Source organism: Nocardia sp. NPDC052566, from assembly GCF_044547285.1.
Lineage (GTDB): Bacteria > Actinomycetota > Actinomycetes > Mycobacteriales > Mycobacteriaceae > Nocardia.
Genome location: NZ_JBIUAF010000009.1, coordinates 24131 through 48578, shown reverse-complemented (window position 1 = coordinate 48578; position 24448 = coordinate 24131). Strand labels below are relative to the sequence as shown.

Annotated in this window: 18 protein-coding genes; 12 read left to right on the top strand and 6 right to left on the bottom strand. The window is 68.3% G+C overall.

The genetic code is table 11. The features are described 5' to 3' along the window. The first annotated feature begins 33 nt into the window (after positions 1-33). Positions 34-1224 (top strand): Cmx/CmrA family chloramphenicol efflux MFS transporter, encoded by a 1191-nt coding sequence (locus tag ACIG5A_RS40840; RefSeq protein WP_397250438.1) that lies wholly within the window; start codon positions 34-36, stop codon positions 1222-1224. 47 nt (positions 1225-1271) lie between these two features. On the opposite strand, the gene dnaE is transcribed toward ACIG5A_RS40840, so the two are convergent. Next, positions 1272-4811 carry a DNA polymerase III subunit alpha gene (dnaE, locus tag ACIG5A_RS40835; RefSeq protein WP_397250436.1) on the bottom strand — a complete coding sequence of 1180 codons (3540 nt, stop codon included), beginning with the start codon at positions 4809-4811 and terminating at the stop codon, positions 1272-1274. A 375-nt stretch (positions 4812-5186) separates the two neighbouring features. On the opposite strand from dnaE, the gene ACIG5A_RS40830 reads away from it, so the two are divergent. From ACIG5A_RS40830 to ACIG5A_RS40795, 8 genes are all read left to right on the top strand, one after another. Next, on the top strand, positions 5187-6392 hold the full coding sequence (locus ACIG5A_RS40830; RefSeq protein WP_397250434.1) for a sensor histidine kinase: 1206 nt from the start codon (positions 5187-5189) through the stop codon (positions 6390-6392). Positions 6393-6420: 28 nt separating this feature from the next. Continuing rightward, positions 6421-7260, top strand: coding sequence for a LytR/AlgR family response regulator transcription factor (locus tag ACIG5A_RS40825; protein WP_397250432.1), 840 nt, complete (start codon positions 6421-6423; stop codon positions 7258-7260). Further along, on the top strand, positions 7257-7622 hold the full coding sequence (locus ACIG5A_RS40820; RefSeq protein ID WP_397250430.1) for a hypothetical protein: 366 nt from the start codon (positions 7257-7259) through the stop codon (positions 7620-7622). The genes ACIG5A_RS40825 and ACIG5A_RS40820 overlap by 4 nt, the downstream gene beginning before the upstream one ends. A 4-nt stretch (positions 7623-7626) precedes the next feature. Continuing rightward, positions 7627-9381: a cation acetate symporter gene (locus tag ACIG5A_RS40815; protein WP_397250428.1), complete on the top strand. Its 1755-nt coding sequence runs from the start codon at positions 7627-7629 to the stop codon at positions 9379-9381. A gap of 165 nt (positions 9382-9546) precedes the next feature. Beyond that, the gene (locus tag ACIG5A_RS40810) at positions 9547-9891 is read left to right on the top strand and encodes a DUF485 domain-containing protein (RefSeq protein ID WP_397250426.1); all 345 of its coding nucleotides are present in this window, start codon (positions 9547-9549) and stop codon (positions 9889-9891) included. Continuing rightward, positions 9888-11522 (top strand): cation acetate symporter, encoded by a 1635-nt coding sequence (locus tag ACIG5A_RS40805; protein WP_397250424.1) that lies wholly within the window; start codon positions 9888-9890, stop codon positions 11520-11522. Before ACIG5A_RS40810 ends, ACIG5A_RS40805 begins: the two co-directional genes overlap by 4 nt. Before the next feature lie 49 nt (positions 11523-11571). Beyond that, positions 11572-13497 (top strand): acetate--CoA ligase, encoded by a 1926-nt coding sequence (acs, locus tag ACIG5A_RS40800; protein ID WP_397250422.1) that lies wholly within the window; start codon positions 11572-11574, stop codon positions 13495-13497. A gap of 113 nt (positions 13498-13610) precedes the next feature. Then, positions 13611-14549, top strand: a complete 939-nt coding sequence (locus tag ACIG5A_RS40795) for an alpha/beta hydrolase family esterase (RefSeq protein ID WP_397250420.1) — start codon at positions 13611-13613, stop codon at positions 14547-14549. Between the two features lie 270 nt (positions 14550-14819). On the opposite strand, the gene ACIG5A_RS40790 is transcribed toward ACIG5A_RS40795, so the two are convergent. From ACIG5A_RS40790 to ACIG5A_RS40770, 5 genes are all read right to left on the bottom strand, one after another. Then, entirely contained in the window at positions 14820-15773 is a 954-nt protein-coding gene (locus tag ACIG5A_RS40790) for an alpha/beta hydrolase (RefSeq protein WP_397250418.1), read from the bottom strand. Between the two features lie 49 nt (positions 15774-15822). Further along, complete coding sequence (locus ACIG5A_RS40785) at positions 15823-16521, bottom strand: B3/4 domain-containing protein (protein WP_397250416.1); 699 nt, start codon at positions 16519-16521, stop codon at positions 15823-15825. A gap of 183 nt (positions 16522-16704) precedes the next feature. Next, complete coding sequence (locus ACIG5A_RS40780; RefSeq protein WP_397250414.1) at positions 16705-17037, bottom strand: hypothetical protein; 333 nt, start codon at positions 17035-17037, stop codon at positions 16705-16707. A 151-nt stretch (positions 17038-17188) separates the two neighbouring features. Then, entirely contained in the window at positions 17189-17776 is a 588-nt protein-coding gene (locus tag ACIG5A_RS40775; protein ID WP_397250412.1) for an NADPH-dependent FMN reductase, read from the bottom strand. Then, positions 17773-18681 carry an alpha/beta fold hydrolase gene (locus ACIG5A_RS40770; protein ID WP_397250410.1) on the bottom strand — a complete coding sequence of 303 codons (909 nt, stop codon included), beginning with the start codon at positions 18679-18681 and terminating at the stop codon, positions 17773-17775. Before ACIG5A_RS40770 ends, ACIG5A_RS40775 begins: the two co-directional genes overlap by 4 nt. Before the next feature lie 532 nt (positions 18682-19213). Here ACIG5A_RS40770 and ACIG5A_RS40765 point away from each other — a divergent pair. The 3 genes from ACIG5A_RS40765 (at position 19214) to ACIG5A_RS40755 (ending at position 24439) form a co-directional block, all read left to right on the top strand. Next, a complete protein-coding gene (locus ACIG5A_RS40765) occupies positions 19214-22705 on the top strand; it encodes a BTAD domain-containing putative transcriptional regulator (RefSeq protein WP_397250408.1) in 3492 nt (1163 codons plus the stop codon). A gap of 491 nt (positions 22706-23196) precedes the next feature. Beyond that, positions 23197-23874, top strand: coding sequence for a hypothetical protein (locus tag ACIG5A_RS40760; protein ID WP_397250406.1), 678 nt, complete (start codon positions 23197-23199; stop codon positions 23872-23874). Continuing rightward, positions 23864-24439: a DUF6529 family protein gene (locus ACIG5A_RS40755; protein WP_397250968.1), complete on the top strand. Its 576-nt coding sequence runs from the start codon at positions 23864-23866 to the stop codon at positions 24437-24439. The genes ACIG5A_RS40760 and ACIG5A_RS40755 overlap by 11 nt, the downstream gene beginning before the upstream one ends. The last annotated feature ends 9 nt before the right edge of the window (positions 24440-24448 follow it).

The following is a 24448-nucleotide window of genomic DNA, read 5'->3' as shown; positions in this document are numbered from 1 at the left end:
GAACCGAACGATCCAAAACAAGAGAGGTTTCCGATGCCGTTCGCTGTCTACGTCCTCGGGCTGTCCATCTTCGCCCAGGGCACCTCGGAGATCATGCTCTCCGGCCTGCTCACCGAGCTGGCCGCCGATCTCGGCGTCTCCATTCCGCAAGCGGGACTGCTGATCTCGGCCTTCGCCATCGGCATGCTGATCGGCGCGCCCGTCCTCGCGGTGGTGACGCTGCGCTGGCCGCGGCGCAGCGCGCTGCTCGCCTTCCTCGCGGTGTTCATCGCCGCGCACGTCGTCGCGGCGCTGACGCCAGGCTACTGGGTGCTGTTCGGCACCAGGGTGGTCGGCGCGTTCGTCTACGCCGGATTCTGGGCGGTGGCCGCCACGACGGCGCTGAGCCTGGTGCCGCCGGACGCGCGCGGCAAGGCGATGAGCATCGTCGCCGGCGGGCTCACCATCGCCAATATCGTCGGACTGCCCGCGGGCACCGTGATCGGCCAGCACTTCGGCTGGCGCGCCGCGTTCTGGGCGGTCGCCGCGCTGTCCGCGCTGACCATGGCCGGTGTCGCGGCCAAGATTCCGGGCGGGCGGCCCACCGAGGTGCCCGACCTGCGCCGCGAGCTGCGCACCATGGCCAACCCGCGACTGTGGTTGTCCTACAGCACCACCGCGCTGTCCACCGGCGCGCAGCTGGTCATCTTCGCCTACCTCGGCACGCTGCTCGCGAAGACGACCGGCCTGGCCGACGGCTGGATTCCCGCCGTGCTCGCCGTGTACGGCATCGGCGCGCTGCTCGGTATCACCCTGGGCGGCAGGACCGCCGATCGGTATCCGTTCCACACGCTGATCGTCGGCGTGGCCGGGCTGATCGTCATCGCCGGTGCGCTCGCGCTCACCGCGACCATGGCCGCGCCGGTGGTGGTGCTGGCATTCCTGCTGGGTGCCTTCGGTTTCGCCACCAACCCGGCACTGAATACCCGGGTGTTCAGCCTCGCGGGCGCCGCGCCGACGCTGGCCACCGCGGTCAACTTCTCCTCGTTCAACGTCGGCATCACCGTCGGCCCGTGGCTCGGCGGGCTGGCCATCGGCGGCGGCTTCGGCTACCCGTCGGTCGCCTGGATCGGCGCGGGACTCGGTGTGCTCGCGCTCGGCACCATCGTGCTGTCGATGGCGTTGCGGCGCAAGGAATCCCCCGCAGCCCCGGCCGAGGAGCCGATGCTGGTCGCCGCGCACTGACCGAAACACGAACTCCCGCATCCGCGATGGATGCGGGAGTTCGTCGGCTAACCCGCCAGGCAGCCCGGCCCGAGCAGTGCCTTCAGATCGCCCATCAGCGCCGAGGACGGCGAAACCCGCAGGCTGTCATCGAGTTTCAGCAGGGTGGTCTTCTCGCGGGCGCCGATGTGGCGCACGTGGACGTCCGAGGTGCCGGGATGGCGGGCGAGCACCCGCTTGAGCTCGCCGATCTTGTCGGGGGTGCACAGGCGGGTGGACAGGATCACCGCGAGCGGTTTGGCGACGCCGATGGCCGACAGGTCGGGGACGACGAGATCGTTGGCGATCAGCGAGATCCGGTCGTCGCGCACCGAGACCCGGGCCTTGACCAGCACCACCGCGTCCTCGACCACGTCCATGCCGTAGACCGAATAGGACTGCGGGAAGAACAGCACCTCAACGCCACCGGTCAGATCCTCCAGCTGCGCCGACGCCCAGGCCAGGCCGTTCTTGTTGATGCGCCGGTTCACCGAGGCGAGGATGCCGCCGATGGTCACCTGGGCGCCGTCCTTGACATCGCCCTCCAGGATCGCCGGAATCTGCGTATCCACCTGTGCGGCAAGGACATGTTCCACGCCGTTGAGCGGATGCCCGGACACGTACAGGCCGAGCATCTCGCGCTCCAGCGCCAGCTTGTGCTTGGACTCCCACTCGTCGTCGGGCACCTTGACGTTGAACACCGAGGCCACCGATTCGTCGGCGTCCATGCCGCCGAACAAGTCGAACTGCCCGATCGCCTCGGCCTTCTTGGTGGACATCACCGCGTCGATGGCGTCGGAGTGCACCAGCAGCAGGCCCTTGCGCGGATGCCCGAGCGAATCGAAAGCCCCTGATTTGATGAGGGATTCGGTGACCTTCTTGGTGCAGGCCAGCGCGTCGATCTTGTTCAGGTAGTCGGAGAAGTCGGTGAACTTCGACTTCTCCTTGCGCGCGGCGATGATCGAGGACACCACGTTCGCGCCGACATTGCGCACCGCGCCCAGGCCGAACCGGATGTCCTTGCCCACTGAGGCGAAGTTCTGCTCGGATTCGTTGACGTCCGGCGGCAGCACGGTGATACCGAGCCTGCGGCAGTCCGACAGGTAGACCGCGGCCTTGTCCTTGTCGTCACCGACGGAGGTGAGCAGGCCCGCCATGTACTCGGCCGGATAGTTGGCCTTGAGGTAGGCGGTCCAGTAGGAGATCAGGCCGTAGGCGGCGGCGTGCGATTTGTTGAACGCGTAGCCGGCGAACGGAAGGATGGTGTCCCACAGCGCCTTGATGGCCGGCTTGGAGAAGCCGTTGGCCTGCATGCCCTCCTCGAAGCCCTCGAACTCCGCGGCCAGCACCTCGGCCTTCTTCTTACCCATCGCGCGGCGCAGAATATCGGCTCGGCCGAGCGAGTACCCGGCCACCTTCTGTGCGACGTGCATGATCTGCTCTTGGTAGACGATCAGGCCGTAGGTCTCGCCGAGAATATCCTTCAGCGGTTCGGCCAGCTCCGGATGGATCGGCTTGACCTCTTGCCTGTTGTTCTTGCGGTCGGCGTAGTCGTTGTGCGCGTTCATGCCCATCGGGCCGGGCCGGTACAGCGCGCCGACGGCGACGATGTCCTCGAACGCGGTCGGCTGCATGCGGCGCAGCAGGTCGCGCATGGGGCCACCGTCGAGCTGGAAGACGCCCAGAGTGTCACCGCGGGACAGCAATTCGTAGGTCGCGGTGTCGTCGAGCGGCAGCGTGTCCATATCGAGCTCGATGCCGCGGTTGGCCTTGATGTTGTCCAGCGCGTCACCGATGACGGTGAGGTTGCGCAGGCCGAGGAAGTCCATCTTCAGCAGGCCGATGGCCTCACACGACGGATAGTCCCAGCCGGTGATGAGCGCGCCGTCCTGCGGCCGCTTCCACACCGGGATCGCGTCGGTCAGCGGATCACAGGACATGATGACCGCGCAGGCATGCACACCCGCGTTGCGGATCAGGCCCTCGAGGCCGCGGGCGGTCTCGTAGATCTTGGCGACATCGGGATTGCTGCCGATGAGTTCGCGGACCTCGGCGGCCTCCTTGTACCGCTCGTGATCCGGATCGGTGATACCGGAGACCGAGATGTCCTTGGCCATGATCGGCGGCGGCAGCGCCTTGGTGATCTGATCGGCGATGGCGAAACCGGGCTGGCCGAACAGCACTCGCGCGGAGTCCTTGATCGCGGCCTTGGTCTTGATGGTGCCGAAGGTGATCACCTGGGCGACCCGGTCGGTGCCCCACTTCTCGGTGGCGTAGCGCACCATCTCACCGCGGCGGCGATCGTCGAAGTCGATATCGATATCGGGCATCGACACGCGCTCGGGGTTGAGGAACCGCTCGAACAGCAGGCCGTGCGGGATCGGGTCGATATTGGTGATGGTCAGCGCGTAGGCGACGATCGAACCGGCGGCCGAACCACGGCCGGGGCCGACGCGGATGCCGACCTCGCGCGCGTGCTCGATCAGGTCGCCGACCACGAGGAAGTAGGCGGGGAAGCCCATCTCCAGGATGACGCCGATCTCGTAGTCGGCCCGATCCAGATAGTTCTGCGGCACACCGTCGGGGAAACGCCGCTTCAGGCCGCGGGCCACCTCCTTACGCAGGAAGCTGCCCTCGGTTTCGCCCTCGGGCACCGGGAACACCGGCATCCGGTCACGGTGTGCCCACACCTCGTCATAGGACTGGACGCGCTCGCCGATGCGCACCGTGTTGTCGCACGCGCCCGGCACCTCCGCGTCCCAGATCTCGCGCATCTCCTCGGCGGACTTCAGGTAGTAGCCGTCGCCGTCGAATTTGAAGCGGGTCGGGTCGCTGAGCGTCTTACCGGTCTGGATGCACAGCAGCGCTTCGTGATTGGTCGACTGATCCTTGGTGACGTAGTGGCAGTCGTTGGTGGCGATCGGCGGGATGCCGAGCTTCTTGCTGATCTCCATCAGGCCCTCGCGGACCCGGCGCTCGATGGACAGACCGTGGTCCATCACCTCGAGGAAGAAGTTGTCCTTGCCGAAGATCTCCTGCCACTTGGCCGCGGCCTCCAGCGCCTCGCGGTCGTGGCCGAGGCGCAGCCTGGTCTGCACCTCGCCCGAGGGGCAGCCGGTGGTGGCGATGATGCCCTCGGCGTACTGGGCGATGATCTCCTCGTCCATGCGCGCCCACTTGCCGAGCTGACCCTCCAGCGAGGCGAGGCTCGACAGTTTGAACAGGTTGCGCAGGCCGGTCGCGTTCTCCGCGACCATCGTCATGTGGGTGTAGGCGCCCGAACCCGAGACGTCGTCGCCCTTCTGGCTCGGATCGCCCCACTGCACGCGCTTGGTGTCGAACCGCGAGCCGGGCGCGATGTAGGCCTCGATGCCGATGATCGGCTTCACGCCGGCCTTCTTGGCGGAGTTGTAGAACTCCGACGCCCCATACATATTGCCGTGGTCGGTCATGCCGACCGCGTCCATTCCCAGCCGTTTCGCCTCGGCGAACAGGGGCGAGATTTTAGCAGCCCCGTCCAGCATCGAGTACTCGGTGTGGTTGTGGAGGTGTACGAATCCGGCAGACACGGGACCCGATTATGCCCCAATTTTGGGCTGCCGATGGGACGCTCGCCGCGCTTCGATCACAGCATTCGCGCTGACGTCACGCGGGTGAAAGAGATCGTGGCAGACGTCACGGCGTGTCCAGCGTGAACCGCCGAGACGACCTCGCAGTACAAGGAAACTGAGCGCGGCTGCAGAGTGGCGAGACTTCCCTGGAGGCTCGGCGTGTCGGTGTGCAGACCGTCGGCGCCGTTGAAATCCTTTTCCGAGGAGGCCGCACGATACCACCATCGCCGCCTCACTGGAGAATCACATAGCCGACATCAGCGCGTGTGCCTTCAGCCACAGAGCTGGGCGCGATAATCGGTCGGTGTCTACGCCATTGATCCAAGATCCGCGATGACAACCACCTTCGTCGCCGCGGTCGCCGCCGCCATGCTGATCGCCGGTGCGCTGGTGATGTGGCAGCGCGCCAGGCGCGTGGTGACCACACCCGCCGAGCGCGCCGTGCACGCGACGCTGCACACCGCGTCGCTGGCGGCGGTCCCGTTGCGGCGCGGGCTCACCGAGGAGTCCGCGGCCGCGGCCGCACCGCATCTGCGCGCGCTCACCGGCGCGCAGGCACTCGGCATCGCCGATGCCGAGGGCGTCGTACTCGCCTGGGACGGGCCCTATGCCGAGCTGGCCGCGCACTTCGCCGACGCCGCCAAGCGGGCGGTCGAGGGCGAGCGCGCGGTGCTGGTCGCCGGTCCCGGCCGCGGCGGGCAGGCGCACACCGCGCGCACGCTCATCGCGCAGCCGCTGCTCATCGAAAGCAACGGCGTGGCAGGGGCGCTCGGTGTGGTGACCACCGGACAGCCGGGGCCAGGCACGCTCGGCGCCGTCGCCGAGGTGGCCCGCTATGCCTGCGGGCAGCTGGAATTGGCCGAGCTCGACGCCTCTCGCGCGCGGCTCGACCGCGCCGAGGTGCGGGCACTGCGGGCCCAGATCAGCCCGCATTTCATCTACAACGCGCTCAACACCATCGCCTCGTTCGTGCGCACCGATCCGGATCGGGCGCGCGAGTTGATCCTGGAATTCGCCGATTTCACCCGCTACTCCTTCCGTGCCGCGGGGGAATTCACCGTGCTGGCCGACGAGCTGCGCAACATCGAGCGCTACCTGGCGCTGGAGCGCGCGCGCTTCGGCGACGCGCTACAGGTCAAACTGCAGATCGCGCCCGAGGTGCTCGGGGTGGTGCTGCCGTTCCTCGCGCTGCAACCCCTGGTGGAGAACGCCGTGCGGCACGGCCTGGCCGGTGCGGCGCGCGGCGGCACCGTCAGCATCCTCGCCGTCGACGCGGGCACCGACTGCCTGATCAGCGTCGAGGACGACGGCATCGGCATGGATCCCGAGCTGCTCCGCTCCGGTGCCCTCGACGCCATCGAAACCGGCACCGGCCCAGCGGGTTCCGGTGAGACCGCACACGTCGGCCTGGCCAATGTGGACGACCGGCTGCGCGCCGCCTTCGGCAACGACTACGGCCTGATCGTGGAGACCGCACCCGGCGCGGGCACCAAGGTGAGCATGCGCGTCCCCAAATTCCGCGCGGGCATTCAGGCATGAAAACGGCAGTGTTTACGATGGAACAGCTGTGACCCGGACCACCGACCTTCCCGGCGGCGCACTGCGCGTGCTCGCCGTCGACGACGAGAAGCCCGCTCTGGACGAGCTGGTGTATCTGCTGCGCACGCAAGACGAGGTCGGCGAGATCCATGCGGCCGGCGATGCCACCAGCGCACTGCGCGAGCTTCGTGCGCACGCGGTGGACGCGGTATTCCTCGATATCAATATGCCCGGGCTGGACGGAATGGAGCTGGCCGGGATCCTCTCGGAATTCGCCGCACCGCCCGCGGTGGTGTTCGTGACCGCGCACGACGATCGGGCGGTGGCGGCCTTCGACCTGGGGGCGGTGGACTATCTGCTCAAGCCGCTGCGCGAGGCACGGCTGGCCGAGGCGGTGCGGCGCATCCTCGCCGCGCGCGGCGCCGGTGCGCAGCCCGATGCTTCGGCGGTCGGCGCCTCGACTACCGGTGCGTCGAATGCGCCTGCGCCCAAGGCGGATCCGAACGAGGTGATCCCGGTGGAGCTCGGCGGGGTGACCACACTGGTGCACCGGTCGAGCGTGCACTGGGTCGAGGCGGACGGCGACTACGCCCGACTACATACCGGCGATGGCTCGCATCTGGTGCGAATTCCGCTGTCCGCGTTGGAGTCCCGGTGGGAGGATGCCGGATTCCTGCGGGTGCACCGGTCGTATCTCGTCGCGCTGCGGCTGGTCACCGGGTTGCGGACGGTCGGCAACGGCACCGTGGTCTGCCTGCGCGCCGACGGCGCCGCCGGTGCGGTGGAGCTGCCGGTGAGCAGGCGGCAGGTGCGAGAACTCAAGCAGCGCTTGGTACACGGGCCGCGCCAGACCTGGACACAGCGGTGACGGGGCCCGCCCGCCCGGCGCGTCAGCGGGTGGTGCTCGCCGAGCGGCGCGGGGCGCGGCGGGTGCGCACCAGGGTGGAGGTGGCCGAGCAGACCGAATTCGGCGAGGCGATGATCGGCGGGCTGATCCGGGCGCAGTTGGGGCTCGCGACACGGGCCGGACTGCTGGTGGTGCTCGTCTTGTGTTCGCTGCCGGTACTTTTCGGGATCGACTCACTGGGAACGATGACGCTGCTCGGCATTCGGCTCCCGTGGCTGCTGCTCGGCGTCGCCGTATATCCGGTGCTGTACGGCGCGGGCCTGATCTATGTGCGGCTGGCCGAGCGCAACGAGCAGGATTTCCTCGACGTGGCCGAGGACTGAACGCGTGAGCTCAGCGACCGCGCCCGCGCTCACCGTCACCGCGCTGGTGCTCGCCGCACTGGCCACCGTCGCGATCGGCGCGTACGGGGTGCGGATGGCGCGTACCACCTCCGATTTCCTCGTTGCCTCGCGCAGCGTCGGACCGCGCTGGAACGCCGCCGCCATCTCCGGTGAATACCTTTCGGCCGCATCCTTTCTCGGCGTCGCCGGGCTCATCGCGAAGTACGGCGCGGACGCGCTGTGGTACCCGGTCGGGTTCACCGCGGGATATCTCGGGCTGCTGCTGTTCGTCGCCGCGCCGCTGCGGCGTTCCGGGGCCTACACGGTGCCGGACTTCGCCGAATTCCGGCTCGGCTCACTGCGTTTGCGCAGGCTCGCCGCCGTGGTGGTGGTGCTGGTGTGCGGGGTGTATCTGATTCCGCAGTTCCAGGGCGCCGGGTTGACGCTGCGCATTCTGCTCGGCGTGCCGGACTGGGTGGGCGCACTCGCGGTGGGCGCCATCGTCATCGGCAATGTGGCCGGCGGCGGCATGCGCTCGATCACGCTGGTGCAGGCGTTCCAGTACTGGCTCAAGCTGACCGCGGTGGCGCTGCCCGCGCTGGTGCTGCTCGGGCATTTCCTGCACGACGATCGGGAACTCGGCGCGCCGGCACCGCCCATGGTGTCCGAGCGGACGACGGTGGACGTGAACACCGATGTCCGGGTCCAAGTCGGTGCGGCGCAGCAGGTTTGGTTCGTCGGGCGACTCGACGGCGTCCCGATCGACGGTCCGGTCCTGCTGACGCAGGGCAGGCATGTGGTCGCGGAGGGCAGCCGATTGATCCTCGACGCGGGCGCGCCCGTTCCGGTGGTGGCGGGCGCGCCGACCGACGGCGCGGCCTGGCTCTCCCCCGGCGGCGGGTTCGGCGGGAGACACCCTGCGTACCAGGTGTATTCGCTCATCATCGCCACCTTCCTCGGCACCATGGGCCTTCCGCATGTGCTGGTGCGCTTCTACACCAATCCCGACGGCAGGGCGGCGCGCACCACCGCGCTCGCGGTGATCGGCCTGGTCGGTGTGTTCTATCTGTTCCCCATCCTGCTCGGCGTCTTCGCGCGCCTGTACGTGCCGCAGTTGCTGATCACCGGCACCTCCGACGCCGCGGTGGTGCTGCTGCCCGGTTCGGTGCTGAGCGGCCTGCCCGGTCAGCTGCTCGCCGCGCTGGTCGCCGCGGGTGCGATCGCGGCCTTCCTGTCCACCTCGTCGGGGCTGCTCGTCAGCATCGCCGGGGTGCTCAGTACCGACATGCTGCACGGGCGGATTCGCGATTTCCGCGCCGCCGCGGTGTGCGCGGGCGCGGTGCCGGTCGCGCTGTCGCTCGCGGTCGCCTCGCTCGATCTGTCGCGCACCGTGAGTTTGGCGTTCGCGGTGGCCGCCTCCACGCTGTGCCCACTGCTGGTACTCGGCATCTGGTGGCGCGGGCTCACCGCGAAGGGCGCGGCGACCGGGCTGGCGGCGGGCGGTCTCGTCGCGGGCAGCGCCACGGTGGTCTCGGTGCTCGGCGGCATCTCCCACGAGGTCGCGGGCGGCTGGCCCGCCGCGCTGCTCGGCTATCCCGCGGCGATCAGCGTTCCGCTGGCCTTCGCGACGATGATCCTGGTCAGCAAGGTGACGCGGGGACAGAGTGCGCGCACGGTCGGGCGCATCTTCGTGCGGATGCACGCACCCGAGCCGATGGGCATGGGCGCGGACCGGGAACGCCGCCTCCGGTCGAACTGACCCTCGATCGCCGTGGTGACCAAGCGACCGTTCGTCGCAGCCGAGTGACCGTTCACCGCACAATCGGCTACCTTCACGGAGTGACCCACACCACATCATCAAATCCTCACGCGCGCCTCGTTATGTTCTGCGGTAGTAAGCCATGTCACACGCAAGGACGCTCACATGACCACTACCGACGCGCAGGGCCGCAGCCCGAGCGCCGATGAATTCCTCGCCATGCAGGCGAGTCCGGAGTTCCAGGAACTCCGAAGCAGGCTGCGCCGCTTCGTCTTCCCGATGACCGCGCTGTTCCTGATCTGGTATCTGAGCTACGTGGTACTCGGCGCCTACGCGCACGACTTCATGGCTACCGAGGTATTCGGCAAGATCAACGTCGGATTGCTGCTCGGCCTCGGGCAATTCGCCTCGACGTTCCTCATCACCGGGCTCTACGTCCGGTTCGCCAACAAGGAGCTCGATCCGCGCGCCGCCGCGATCCGCGAAGAGCTCGAGGGAGACCACGCGTGAACATCAGCGTCACCGCTGCCGCGACGACGGTCGGCAACCCCGTCGCCAATATCGGGATCTTCGCCGTCTTCGTCGTGATCACCATGGTCGTGGTGATCAGGGCCAGCCGCAGCAATGCCACCGCCGCCGACTACTTCACCGGCGGCCGCGGCTTCTCGGGCCCGCAGAACGGCATCGCCATCGCGGGCGATTACCTCTCCGCCGCAAGCTTTCTCGGCATCGCGGGCGCCATCGCGGTCTACGGCTACGACGGCTTCCTCTACTCCATCGGCTTCCTGGTGGCCTGGCTGGTCGCGCTGCTGCTCGTCGCCGAGATGCTGCGCAACACCGGCAAGTTCACCATGGCCGACGTGCTGAGCTTCCGGCTCAAGGAGGGCCCGGTCCGCACCGCGGCCGCGCTCACCACGCTGGCGGTCTCGCTGTTCTACCTGCTCGCCCAGATGGCGGGCGCGGGCGGTCTCGTCGCGCTGCTGCTCGACATCTCCGACAAGACCGGGCAGTCGATCGTGATCGCCGTCGTCGGCGTGCTGATGATCGTCTACGTGCTCGTCGGCGGCATGAAAGGCACCACCTGGGTGCAGATCATCAAGGCGGTGCTGCTGATCACCGGCGCGGCGCTGATGACCGTCATGGTGTTCGCCAAGTTCGGCTTCAACTTCTCCGATATCCTCGGCTCGGCCCAGGAAGCGGTCACCGGCTCCAAGAGCAAGGCCGTCGCCGCGCGCGACGTGCTCGCCCCCGGCGCCCAGTACGGCGCCACCGGCACCTCGAAGCTGAACTTCCTCTCGCTCGGCCTCGCGCTGGTACTCGGCACCGCGGGCCTGCCGCACGTGCTGATGCGCTTCTACACCGTGCCGACCGCGAAAGAGGCCCGGCGCTCGGTGGTCTGGGCGATCGGCCTGATCGGCGCCTTCTACCTGTTCACCCTGGTGCTCGGCTACGGCGCGGCCGCCATCGTCGGCCCGGACCGGATCCTGGCCGCCGCGGGCGGGCAGAACTCGGCGGCACCGCTGCTCGCGTTCGAACTCGGCGGCGTGGTGCTGCTCGGCGTCATCTCCGCCGTCGCCTTCGCGACCATCCTCGCGGTCGTCGCCGGCCTCACCATCACCGCGGCCACCTCGTTCGCGCACGATATCTACGGCAGCGTGCTCAAGCGCGGCGGCGCGGACGAGAATGCGCAGGTGCGGGTTTCGCGGATCACCGCGGTGGTGATCGGCCTACTCGCCATCGGCCTCGGCATCCTGGCCAACGGGCAGAACATCGCCTTCCTCGTCGCGCTGGCCTTCGCGGTCGCCGCCGCGGCGAACCTGCCGACCATCCTCTACTCGCTGTTCTGGCGGCGGTTCAACACCACCGGCGCACTGTGGAGCATGTACGGCGGCCTCATCTCGACGATCGTGCTGATCGTCTTCTCCCCCGCCGTCTCCGGAACCAAGACGTCCATGCTGCCCGGCTCGGACTTCGACTGGTTCCCGCTGTCCAACCCCGGAATCGTCTCCATCCCACTGGCTTTCGTGCTCGGCATCGTCGGCACCTACGTCGGCGGCAAGGCGAGCGATCCGGTGAAGGAAGCCGAGATGGAGGTCCGCGCGCTTACCGGAGTCGGTGCCGAGAAGGCGGTGGTGCACTGATCCGGTAACTGTTTGCCGCCCTTGGTACTTTCGATAAGGAGATTTCGTCTTGACCAGCGTCACCGACCAGACCGTCTACTCGCCGAGCGCCGAGTTCACCGCGCAAGCCAATGCCGGTGCGGGGCTTTACGATCGGGCCGCGGCCGACCGGTTGGAATTCTGGGCCGAGCAGGCTCGGCGGCTGTACTGGGAACAGCCGTGGAGCCGGGTACTCGACTGGAGCCGGGCACCGGTGGCCGAGTGGTTCGTCGACGGGAAACTGAACGTCGCCTACAACTGTGTCGACCGGCATGTGCTGGACGGTCACGGCGATCAGGTGGCGATCCACTGGGAGGGTGAGCCGGGCGATTCGCGGGATCTCACCTACACCGAACTCCTCGCCGAGGTATCAAGGGCGGCAAACTATCTCACTCAGCTCGGGCTGCGGGCCGGCGACCGGGTCGCCATCTACATGCCGATGGTGCCCGAAGCCATCGTCGCCATGCTCGCCTGCGCACGGCTCGGCCTGACCCACTCGGTGGTCTTCGCCGGGTTCTCCCCCACCGCACTGCGCCAGCGCGTCGACGACGCCGAGGCGCGGCTGATCATCACCACCGACGGACAGTGGCGCCGTGGTACCGCGGCGCCGTTGAAAGCCGCGGTCGACGAGGCACTGTCGGAGGGCGCGCACACCGTCGAGCACGTACTCGTGGTGCGGCGCACCGGAATCGACGTGCCGTGGACCGAGGGCCGCGACCTGTGGTGGCACGACACGGTCACCGACGCCTCGCCCGATCACACGGCACAGGCCTTCGACGCCGAGCATCCGCTGTTCATCCTCTACACCTCCGGCACGACCGGTAAGCCCAAGGGGATCCTGCACACCTCGGGCGGTTATCTCACCCAGGTCGCCTACACCCACCACAATGTCTTCGATCACAAAGCGGGACAAGACATCTACTGGTGCACCGCCGACATCGGCTGGGTCACCGGGCACAGCTACATCGTCTACGGACCGCTGGCCAACCGTGCCACCCAGGTCGTCTACGAGGGCACGCCGAACTTCCCGGATGAGCACCGGCACTTCCAGATCATCGAAAAGTACGGCGTCACCATCTATTACACGGCACCCACCCTGGTGCGCACATTCATGAAGTGGGGCAGGGAGATTCCCGACTCGCACGACCTGTCCTCGCTGCGCCTGCTCGGCAGCGTCGGCGAACCCATCAACCCCGAGGCGTGGCGCTGGTACCGGGAAGTCATCGGCGCCAACCGGACTCCGATCGTCGACACCTGGTGGCAGACCGAAACCGGCGCCATCATGATCTCCCCGCTGCCCGGCGTCACCGCGACCAAGCCCGGCGCCGCCATGGCGCCGCTGCCCGGCATCTCGGCCAAGATCGTCGACGACGACGGTGCCGAACTGCCCGCCGACAGCTCCGGTCTGCTCGTCCTCGATCAGCCGTGGCCGTCCATGCTGCGCGGCATCTGGGGCGACATGACGCGCTTCCAGGAAACCTACTGGGACCGATTCGCCTCCGCCGGTTGGTATTTCGCCGGTGACGGGGCCAAGGTCGATGCCGACGACGCACTCTGGGTGCTCGGCCGCGTCGACGACGTGATGAACGTGTCCGGACACCGGATCTCCACCGCCGAGGTGGAATCGGCGCTGGTCGGACATGCCGGGGTCGCGGAGGCGGCGGTGGTCGGCGCCACCGACGCGACCACCGGGCAGGCCATCGTCGCGTTCGTCATCCTCACCGCGGGGACCTCGAATACCGGCGACGCGCTCGTCGGCGAGCTCAAAGCGGAGGTATCGCGGGAGATCAGCCCGATCGCCAGGCCACGGGAGATCCACGTGGTGCCCGAACTGCCCAAGACCCGCAGCGGCAAGATCATGCGCAGGCTGCTGCGCGACGTGGCCGAAGGCCGCGAACTCGGCGACACCTCGACCCTGGTGGACCCCAAGGTCTTCGAGGCCATCGCCCGCGGGTAACCCCCGCCCGTGTGACGGGCCCGGCCACCCTCGGTGGCGATGAGCGGGCCGGGTCCGTCGCCCCGGAAATCGATGGCGTTTCCCCAGTTCGGCGCCCCGCTAGAATTCCGGCTGTGCGAAACACCACGCTTCGCCTCTTCGGAGTTCTGCTCCTGATCACCAGCGCCTGCCTGCTGTTCGGCCTACCGAACGCGCAGGCGCAGGCGGATAAACGCTGCTACACCAACGCCGCGGGCACACGGTGCTACTACCTGCACGTCCCGCCCGGCCCGGCCGCGGGCCGACCGCTGATGGTGTACCTGCACGGCTGCAACGATCCACTGAACGACCCGCAGCCGACCGGTTTCTCGCTCACCCGGGTCGCCGACGAGCTGGGTTTCGTCCTCGCCTATCCGCTCCAGGACAAGGCCGCCAACAAAGAAGGCTGCTGGAACTGGGACAAACCCGAGCACCGGGAACGCGGACAGGGTGAGCCGTCGCTGATCGCGGGCATCACCTCGACGCTGATCAGTGAATTCGCGCTGGACCGCTCGCGCATCTACCTCGGCGGGTATTCCGCGGGCGGCGCGATGACAACCAACCTCGGCGTGCTCTACCCGGATCTCTACGCCGCGATCGCACCGATGGCGGGCGCACCGTTCCGGCTCGAGCTCGGCGGAAAGGTGATCATCGACGCGATGGGCTCCCGTGCCCGCCCGATGCCGACCTACTTCCTGCAGACCCTCTTCGACCAGATCAGCAACTACGTCATCGGCCGCACCAATATCGCGCAGTGGCTCGAAGCCGACAATCTCGCCGATCCGGGTTCGGCCCCGACACTGCCCACCGGGCTCGAGGTGCTGGTCGTCGGGCCGGGCCTGCCCATCCCGCTCACCGTCGAGCACTACGCCAGCCAACGCGGCTGTGAGATCGCACAGTTCACCACACCGCTACTGGCCGAACACTCCCTCGGCGCACGAATAGTCCAGGACGAGTCCGGCATCGAAGTCCAGCGCAACCTCATGCGCTTCCTCCTCGCCCACCGCCTGACCCCACCCCACCAGACCTGCTAGCACCCGCCCGAAAGAGCTGCGGCACTACCAACTCCGGCCAGCTTCGTCGAGCGCAGTCGAATGGCCCTGCGACACGCCGCAACCAACGGCCTTTTGACTGCGCTCGACGGCGGATTCAGTGGACGGTGCTGTGCACCAGTGCATACCGAGCCAGGTGCCGCGCAATCCCTGCGCCCTGAGCAGTATGCGGAGGAGCTCGTCGAGCGCAGTCGAATGGCGGTGCGACACGCCGCTATCGGCCACCAGTTGACTGCGCTCGACGGATCTCGGTTACCTGGTGGCCGCGACGCTGGCCAGCCAGGCGGTGACGGCGGCCATTGCTTGCGGGTCGAGGAGGGCGTCGGGGCTGTTGTAGTCGGTGCCGATCGTCAGATCTGAGCGGGGCCGAAGTTCTTGCTTCAGTACGTGGTTCGCGTTCTCCGGGAACAGGAATTGTACGTTCGTACCAGCGACGCGGCGAAGTGGGTCACCGTCGGCCTGCCAGTCCACCTGGATGTCCTTCTTGCCGATGACCACCAGCACCGGAATGTCGATGCGCCCGAGCAGCTCGGCAGCGTCGGCGGTCCAGAATTCCCGGGTGAAGGGCAGGTTGATCGGAGTCTCCAGGCTCCGCAGCAACTGCTGAAGTCCCTCGGGGAGTGCGGGATCCGGATCCACCGGTTGTCCGGCCAGGAATCGGTCGATCGCTTGGTCGAACAGCTCGAGCAACTCGTCACTGTTCGGCAGGCGGGCGGCCTGTGCGGCCAGTTGCGACCGTGCGACAGCGCCGATCACCCGGCCCGGTGGCGCGATCAACACCATTCCGGCCAACGGGATTTCCGGCTTCCTCAGCTGGTAGTGCAGAGCGTGCAGCGCCCCCTCACTATTGGCGACGGCGAAGATGCGCTCACTGTTCAGCTGTTCCGCGGCGGCACGCACCGCGCCCGCGAGTTCGTCGGCGAAACTCTGCATGCTGACTTTGCCGACGAGCGCGTCGAGCTGTTGCACACCATGCGGGCCGATACCCCGCTTGTCGTAGCGCACCGATGCGAACCCGTTGCGCGCCAGCACTTCCGCGATGAGCTTGCCGCTGCCGTTGGCGCCGGGCAACAGCGGGGAATTCCAGTCCCGGTCCGTCGGTCCACTGCCTGCCACCAGGACCGCCGCCGGAAACGGGCCGGGCCCGTCCGGCCGGATCGCGCTGCCGTAGACGGTCGTCGAGTCGAGCGGCCAACTGATTTCCACGCTGACACCTGACGGGCTCATGTTTCCATCCTCCGTCAGGCTGCCGAATTCAGCCGAAGTCGAAGGTGGTGTCATCCCGCGTGAGCCGCTGCGTGCGAACCGAGCCGGATTCGAGCGGCCCTGTCGCGGCGGTCAATTCGCGAACGACCAGGTCGAGGGTCGGCCCCGATTCCTCGTGCATCGACTCGGCGACGATCAGCACCCGCCGCGTCGATTCGCCCGCGGCCGACAGCGCGCTCTGGCGGTGACACCAGCGACGGGCGTGCACGTTACGGGCGTCATCGCGGAAGATGACCTCCCCCGGCTCCGGCGTCTCGGTTTCGCCGGAGAACGCCAGGTAGGTTTCGTCTCCCGCACTGAAATCGACAAGCAGCGAACCGGACACCTTGTCGAGATCGAACACCGCGATGGGCACCGCGGCGGCGACCGACACCGCATTGTAGTAGTCCACCAGCGGGTTGACCTGCGGCATATCCCCCTGAATCCGCAGCCTGCGCAACAACGCTTCGGCCGCACACCGATACTTCGTCGGCTTCAACCCCATACTCCCGAAAGCCGCACGCCACGCCTGGATCTCGGGAAACTCACTTTCGGCGGCACCTGTCAGCCGCTGCTGCGCGTCCCCGGTCAACCGGACGCGATCCTCATGCGCCCCCTCGAAATCCGCCCGCAACCGCCCCGTCAGCGCCACCGCACCGAGCCCGGGAAACTTGCTCCAGATATCACCGGAATGACCGAATGTGCTCACGAAACCCGAGCTCCTCTGCTACCAGGCAAACCAACCGTCGCACCCGCGTCCCGCCACGCACGTTCGACCGGCCGCATCAGCGCACATGGTAGCTCCACCCGACTCGACGCAGCCGACAGCCGGGATCGAAGGCCTGAAAAGTCCTGTGGCTGAAGCCATATCGGCATTCAGATCGACGGCGGATCAGCCTGTCGTGACCGGACCGATGGCGTCCAACCGGACGTCGAAGACGAAGGGCCTATCGTCGGCCATACTCGTCACCCACCGTGTGCTGACGGTAGCGATGCCGTCGTCGACGCTATCGATCGTGCACTCGATGCTGGCCGGGCAAGGGTAGGTCGATGTCGGCCACAGGTCACCACCGAAGTAGGCACTCTTCCCGACGAGTTGGTGCGGGCGGCCGTACGCATCCACCAACTCGACGAGAACAATCCCCGGTTGCGGTTCGTCGGTAAGCCAGAAGACAGCGGTGGCAGGCAGTTCGCAGCCGTCACCACTGTTCGAGATCGACCCCATGGCACCACCTTATCGACGGACAACCAACAGATGGCCGGTGACAACGCCTTCCGGCCGCGCGCGACGAGCCACAGGTATCGACCGCAGTCGAATGGCCCTCGAATACGGCGTGTCGCAGGGCCATTCGACTGCGCTCGGCGATTCGGCTTGCCTAGGCGACGAACGGGGATGTACTGCGGGCGGTTCGTAAAGCTGTTGCCCACCAGGTGAGTTGGTCAAGGGCGGTGCGTACGGCTTCGTCGAGTTCGGGGTCGCGGCGGGGCCAGGTGCCGTCGGCGGCGAAGCGCTGCCAGGCGCGGGCGATGGTGACGGTGCGGCGGATGGGGACGGCGTCGAGTTCGCTGAAGACCTGGCGGAGTTGGGCCGCGGCGCGAGCGCCGTCGGTGTCGCGGCCGTAGCTGACCACGGTGACCGGTTTGCCCGCCCATTCGGTGTCGAACCAGTCGATCGCATTCTTCACTGCCGCGGGGAAACTGCCGTTGTATTCGGGGGTGATCACGACGAAGGCGTCGGCGGCGGCCAGGCGGGCGCCCAGTGCGAGCACCGGGGCCGGTGCCGGCTCGTCGTGGTCGGTGAGCTGATCGGGCAGTTCGACGGCGGCGAGATCGATGCGGTCCGGTTCGAGGTCGCGACGGCGGCGTACCCGGTCGGCGAACCAGTCGGCGACGGTGGGCACGAACCGCCCGGTGCGGGTGCTGCCCAGAATGAGCGCCACCCGCAGCCGGTCGGAGGTCGTCACCGCGCGTCCTTGATGGGGGCGTCGAGGAAGGCCGGGATCATCGGGAGCAGCAGTTCGGGATGGTGCGGCAGGGTGACGTGCGAGGTGCCCGGCAGGATGGCCAGCTGCGAATTCGGCAGGCCCGCAGGGGTATCGCCCATGATGCCGCCACCGAAGAGGCGGAACATCTCCACCGCGTGCTCGGGGCGAACGATATCGGAGTCGCCGATCACGGTGAGCGTCGGCGCCTTCACCTGGCGCGCGGTCTCCGGTGTCACCTCGGGCGTGCCGTTCTGGTCCTGCTCACGCACCCGCTCGACGAGGCGCGGAAAGTCTTGCGGCCGTGGGGCGTTCTTCAGGTAGTCGGTGTGGAACGGTGAGCCGTGCAGCATCTCGGGCTTCAGGTCGGCCAACCCCTCCAGCAGATCGGGATGCAGACCGGCAGCGCCGAGACTGCCCGCCGCCAGCACCTGCTTACGTACCAGATCCGGATGTTTGATCGTAATCTCCAGCGCCACACCGGCTCCCATGCTGTAGCCGAGGATGTCGGCGCGCTGCACGCCGATCTTGCGCAGCAGCGCCACGGTGTCCTCGGCCATCTGCGGAGTGCGCAGCGGCCGGTCGACATCGGCGGTCCGCCCGTGTGCCTGCTGCTCGATCGCGATCACCTGCCGCGTCTTCGACAACTCGGGAATCAGCTGGCCGAAATCGGTGCCGATACCCGACAGCGCGCCGTGCAGCAGCACCAGCGGCGGCTGCTGGGTCGGCTTGCCGTGCACCTCGTAGTACATGTGCAGTCCGTTCACGTCGGCGTAGGCGCCGGGCTGTACCGGCTGCGTGGGCTGCTGGTTCTCGGCGGACCCGCAGCCGGTGAGCACCGTGGTGGCGGCGATCGCGGTGGCGGCGAAGACAGTGGTGAGTTTCATGTCGGGCTCCTTGCGTGGTTGGTTCCTCGTTGACGCCAACTCTGCGGGGAGCACCTTCCGGTTTGTTTACGGTCGGATTCCGCCCCCACTCGGCGCTCGCTACCCGGCTCCGCACACCGCAGTCCGATCAGCACATCGACGCCGGATCCGATGCTCGACACGGGCGAGCGAACACCACTGCGCCGTTGCCGCACTGCGGCGCACCCGCATCCACCGCACTCGATATCGGAGTGCAGCAGATACCGTCCCCATGCGCGGCGCGTGACGACCGCCGATGCGCACCCGTCCGGATGCCCCATCGACGCTGCCTCGCCTCCGAGCCCAGCGTCCTGGTCGACCGCAGCGTGTGCACCGTGCCCCACAGCGCCGCTGTGGGGATCGACGTGGTCGGCGCGCTGATCATCGTGTTCGTCCGCGCCGAAGGCACGCCTCCGCGCTCACGGCTGGTCGACGGTTGCCGACGCGGTCGCCCGATCATCGGCCGGGCCCACTGGAACTGGGGTCCCCTTGGGAAGCTGGTTACGCTGCGTGCATGCGTTTCGGTGTGCTCGGTCCGTTGAGTGTCTGGACGGACGGGGGCGCCGTGGTGCCGGTGCCCGGCACGAAGGTGCGCGCGCTGCTGGCGGATCTGCTGATCGCCGCGGGGCAGCCGGTATCGGCCGACCGGCTCATCGATGACATCTGGTCCGATGATCCGCCGGGCAATCCCGCGGGCACGCTGGCGGCGAAGGCGTCGCAGTTGCGGCGGGCGCTCGAGGACGCCGAGCCCGGCGGGCGCGATCTGGTGGTCTCCCCGCCGCCGGGCTACCGACTGGCAGCCACCGACGTCGACGCGCTGCGATTCCGCGCGCTGCTCGCCACCGCGCGCGAGGCCGTCGACACCGAGATCCGAGTGCGGGTGCTCACCGAAGCGCTCGCGCTGTGGCGCGGGCCCGCGTACGCCGATTTCCGCGACGCCGAATTCGCCACGCCCGCCATCGCTCAGCTGGAAGAGCAGCGGCTGGTCGCGGTCGAGGAGCTGGCCGAGGCGCGTCTCGCACTCGGTGCGCACCGCGAGGTGGCGGGCGATCTCGCCGCCTTCGTGCGCGCGCACCCGCTGCGTGAACGACTGCGCGCCAATTACCTACGGGCACTGTACGGTTCGGGTCGGCAGGCCGAGGCGCTCGACAGCTACGAGGATCTGCGCACCCAGCTCGCCGACGAGCTGGGCCTCGACCCGGGCCCCGAGCTGGTCGCGCTGCAGCGCGCCATCCTCGGCCAGGAACTCGACATCGCCGCTCCGCGAACGGAACCCGTGATCCGGCGGCGCACCACCAACATTCCCGCCCAGCGCACCGCACTGATCGGCCGGGACGGCGAACTCGCCGAGCTGCGCGAGACCGTCCGTGACACCCGGCTCGTCACGCTGACCGGTCCTGGTGGCGTCGGCAAAACCCGGCTCGCGCTGGCCGCCGCGGCCGGGCTGACCGCCGAATTCCCGGACGGCACTTGGCTGGTCGAACTCGCCCCGCTGCACCCGACCGCCGCCGACGGCACCCTGTGGCTGGCCGGCACCGTCGCCCAGGTGCTCGGCATCCGCGTGCCCGAGGGCATGCCAGCGGACCCGGTCGAACTGCTCCGCGACACCCTCGCCGAGCAGCACCTGCTGCTGGTGCTCGACAACTGCGAACACGTCGTCGACCACGCCGCCGATCTGGCCGAACTGCTGCTCGGCGCGGCGCCCGGCCTGCACATCCTGGCGACCAGCCGCGAACAACTGCGGCTGCCCGGCGAAGATATCGTCGCGGTCGACCCGCTCACCGTTCCCGCCCGCGACACCGCGCTCGCCGAACTCGAACAGGCCAGCGCCGTCCAGCTTTTCGTGACCCGGGCCCGCGCGAGCGCCCGCGATTTCGTCCTCGACGCCGACACCGCCGAACCCGTCGCCACCCTGTGCCGCAGGCTCGACGGCATCCCCCTGGCCCTGGAGCTCGCCGCCACCCGCGTCCGCGCCCTCGGCGTCCACGAGATGGTCGCCCGCCTCGACGACCGCTTCAAACTCCTCGCCAGCGGCCACCGCGGCGCCCCACCTCGCCAGCAGACCCTGACCGCCATGATCGATTGGAGCTGGGAACTCCTCGACACCACCGAACGCACCGTCCTGCGCCGCCTCGCGGTCCACGCGGGCGGCTGCACCCTCGACGCCGCCGAATCAGTCTGCGCCGGAAAGTACTTCGGCGGGCGCGGCACCGAGGCCGTGGCGCGGGCCGAACACACGACAATGCCTGGACAGTTCGGCAGGCCGATCGCGGCGGAGGGTTCGTCGAACGTAGCTGCCCTCACCGGCACCGACGAACGGCCCGGTGCCCGCACCGGGGTCACCAGCGACCCCGCAGCCGATCGCGTGACAGCACTCGCGCCGTCCGGTCAGTCGATGGATGCGAATGAATCGGTGTCGGGCGCAACCCATTCCACCGACTCCGCGGATAATACCGAGGGGGCGGACCCGATCGATGCGGCGATGGTCGCGGATATTGTTGCGCGGCTGGTGGATCGGTCGCTGGTGCAGATGACGGGGCGGCGGTATCGGCTGCTGGAGTCGGTGGCGGCGTTCAGTGCGGATCGGCTGGCGGAGGCCGGGGAGTCCGGTGCGGTGTACCGGGCGCATCATCGCTATTACCTGCGCGTGGCCGAGCTGGCCGCACCCGAGTTGCGTGGTGCGGATCAGCAGCGGTGGTTGCGCAGACTCGATGACGAATCCGCCAATCTGCGTGCGGCGCTCGATGGTTTCGTTCGCGCAGGTGATGCCGACGCGGCCTTGCGGCTCGTGAACGCACTCGCCTGGTACTGGATGTTGCGTGGGCGGCTCACCGAGGCGCGGCGCTGGTTCGAGGCCGCGCTCGCGCTCGGCGGTTCGGCGCGACGGCGCGCCCCGGTGCTGGCCTGGCAGGCCGCATTCTCCTTCCAGCAGGGCGAATTCGCCGACGCGGCGGCCAAGCGGGCCGAGGTGTTCGCCGTCTATGACACCGTCGACGATCCCGCGGGCCGCGCACGCGCGGAGATCCTGCTCGCCATGACCGCGCTGGAGTCCGGTGATCTGCCCGATCTGGAAATGCTGCTGCGGCGGGCACTTCCGGTATGCGAGCGGCTCGGTGACCGGTGGAGCACCGCGACCGCGCATGTCGCGCTGGCCAAATGCGGGCACGCCAAGGTCGACCTGACCGCGCTGGAACATCACGGCCGCACCGCAGCCAGGCTGTTCACCGAGATCGGTGACCGCTGGGGCAGGCTGCAGGCCGCCGAGTGGCTGGGCGGGCTCGCCGAATTGACCGGCGACCTGACCGGCGCGGCCGAGATCCACACCGAGGCACTCGGTCTCGCCCAGGAGCTCGAACTCTGGGGCCAGGTGTGCACCCACCTGTGCTGGCTGGGCTGGATCGCCATGCAGCACACCGACTTCGATCGCGCCGACCATCTCGCCCAGCAGGCGATGCGCGTCGCCGCCGAGCACGGCTACGGCCCCGGCCGCATCTTCGCCTCGGTGGTGCTCGCCTTCACCGCGCGCCGCGACGGCAAACCCGAAGCCGCCGAACACATCCTGCGCGAACTGATCGCGCTGACACCGGCAGGCAGCGAGGACACGCCCCTGTTCCTGCCGATGCTCCAGGTCGAACTCGGCTACATCCTCGAACAGCGCGGCGACGCGGCGGAAGCACTCACCATGCAGCTCACCGCCTTCGACGGCGCCCAGCGCATCGCCGCACCCCGCGACACCGCCTTCGCCCTGGCCGGATTGGCCGCCGCCGCAGCCGGTCTCGGCGACTACGACACCGCCGCCCAGCTCCTCGGCACCGCCGCCACCGTCCGCGAAGCCAACGGCATCCCCCTCCTCCCCGCCGAGCGCCCCGACATCGACCGCCCCACCGAAACCATCCGCTCCGCCCTGAGCGAACCAACGTTCACCACCGCCTACACCACCGGCACCACCCTCACCCCGCCGGAGGCCGCCGCCCTCGCGCGCAACACCGCAGCGAACGGCTCGTAAGATCCGATCGTCTGCCGCGCGGCAACTCGGCATGACCAGCGCGCCGTGCGCTCGCGGAGCAGCCACACCGATTGCTACCGCGCACCGATTGCCGCGCCGCACTGCGGATTTCGCGATGTTTAGGCGGCGTTCGAATGATCGCGCGGCACCGCTGCCACCGATCGTGTGCAGGATCGGGAACGCGACCACCACCGGTCGACGAGGCTGGAAGCTGAGCCGAAACCGACGGGCGGGACGATAGGCGCTCGCCGATTTCTTGATCTTGAAGCGGGACCTACCGGTCCGGCGCGACGGGAAATGGTCTGTTTGCCAGGGGAATTCGTCCGGACATCCGCTGTATGGAAAGGCCTCGGGTTAGGGGACCGCAAGGCGCGACGCGGAATGTGGCAACACGCCGATTATTGCTGTCTTGAATGTCTGATTGAACCGTCGAGGTGTCCTGGCCCGTAGACAATTCGAGAAGCGGATCCGCGCAATATCGAGGAGATTCTATGAAGCGGCTGGGACCTTGGCTCACGCTCGCGGCCGTCGCCGTGCTCGGCATTGCGCTGGTTGTCATCAATATGTCCAAAGACAGCGAACCCGCGGCGCAGAACGCCAATACGGGGGTGACGACCACCAGCGCGGCCGCGGCGCCACCGACCACCGCACCACAGACCACGGCACCACCCACCACCGCCGCGCCGGCGAAGTTCCCGGCGAAGGCCGACTACGTCGGCGCCATCGCCCAGCAGACCGGCGGCGCCATCACCGTGTCGATCACGGTGCAGGGCGACAAGGCCACCGCGTACGCCTGCGACGGAAAGTCGATCGAATCGTGGTTGCAGGGCAGTGCGATCGACGGTGTCTTGCAGCTGACCGGGAAGAACGGCGCGAAGCTCGACGGCCGCCTCGACGGCACGGCGGTGCGCGGGACGCTGTACCTCGGCGACAAGAAGTGGGATTTCACGGCGCCGCCGGTGCAGGCGCCCGCCGGACTGTACGTCTACAGCGAGGCGGGCACCCGCCAGAGCTGGATCGTCGACAGCAACGGCGGCGTGACCGGCGTGCAGCGCGCGCCCGACGGCAGCACCTCCCCCGCCCCGGGCCTGGCGCCCGACGGCACGGCAATCGTCAACGGCAAGAAGATAACTGCGAACAAGGTAAGTGGTGGTGACAGTGTCGGCTGATCGTGAGGCGCCCACCGTACGGGCCAGGACGAATCCCGCGCCCGCGGCGGCGATCATCATCCCGCTGCTGGTCGGCGCCGCGGTCGCCATCGTGCTCGGCGTCTACGGCAAGGTGCACGAGCCCCGGTTCTTCTCGGTGAACGTGGCCGGATTCTCCAGCCCGACCGCGGTGAAGGCATGGCTGGCCACCCTCGCCGCCGTCCTCGCCCTCGGCCAATTGACCTCGGCCCTGGCGATGTACGGCAAGATCCCCGGTTTCAACCCGCCCTGGATCGGCGCCGTGCACGTGTGGACCGGCAGGCTCGCCGTGCTGGTCAGCGTGCCGGTGGCGGTGCACTGCCTGTTCGCCCTTGGTTTTCAGGACTACCAGACGCGGGTGCTGCTGCATTCGCTGTTCGGCTGTTTCTTCTACGGCGCCTTCGTCGCCAAGATGCTGCTGCTGACCCGAAAGGGACTGCCCGGCTGGGTGATCCCGGTCGCGGGCGGGCTGGTGCTCACCGGGCTCGTCGGCATCTGGCTCACCTCGGCCCTGTGGTTCTTCCAGAACCACGGCCTCACCTTCTGACAGATCGGA

Excerpts from the sequence above, each read along its gene's own strand:
- ACIG5A_RS40770 (WP_397250410.1), bottom strand. The coding sequence starts at position 18,681 with ATGAAACTCACCACTGTCTTCGCCGCCACCGCGATCGCCGCCACCACG.
- ACIG5A_RS40840 (WP_397250438.1), top strand. The coding sequence starts at position 34 with ATGCCGTTCGCTGTCTACGTCCTCGGGCTGTCCATCTTCGCCCAGGGC.
- ACIG5A_RS40760 (WP_397250406.1), top strand. The coding sequence starts at position 23,197 with ATGAAGCGGCTGGGACCTTGGCTCACGCTCGCGGCCGTCGCCGTGCTC.
- ACIG5A_RS40830 (WP_397250434.1), top strand. The coding sequence starts at position 5,187 with ATGACAACCACCTTCGTCGCCGCGGTCGCCGCCGCCATGCTGATCGCC.
- ACIG5A_RS40765 (WP_397250408.1), top strand. The coding sequence starts at position 19,214 with ATGCGTTTCGGTGTGCTCGGTCCGTTGAGTGTCTGGACGGACGGGGGC.
- ACIG5A_RS40810 (WP_397250426.1), top strand. The coding sequence starts at position 9,547 with ATGACCACTACCGACGCGCAGGGCCGCAGCCCGAGCGCCGATGAATTC.
- ACIG5A_RS40780 (WP_397250414.1), bottom strand. The coding sequence starts at position 17,037 with ATGGGGTCGATCTCGAACAGTGGTGACGGCTGCGAACTGCCTGCCACC.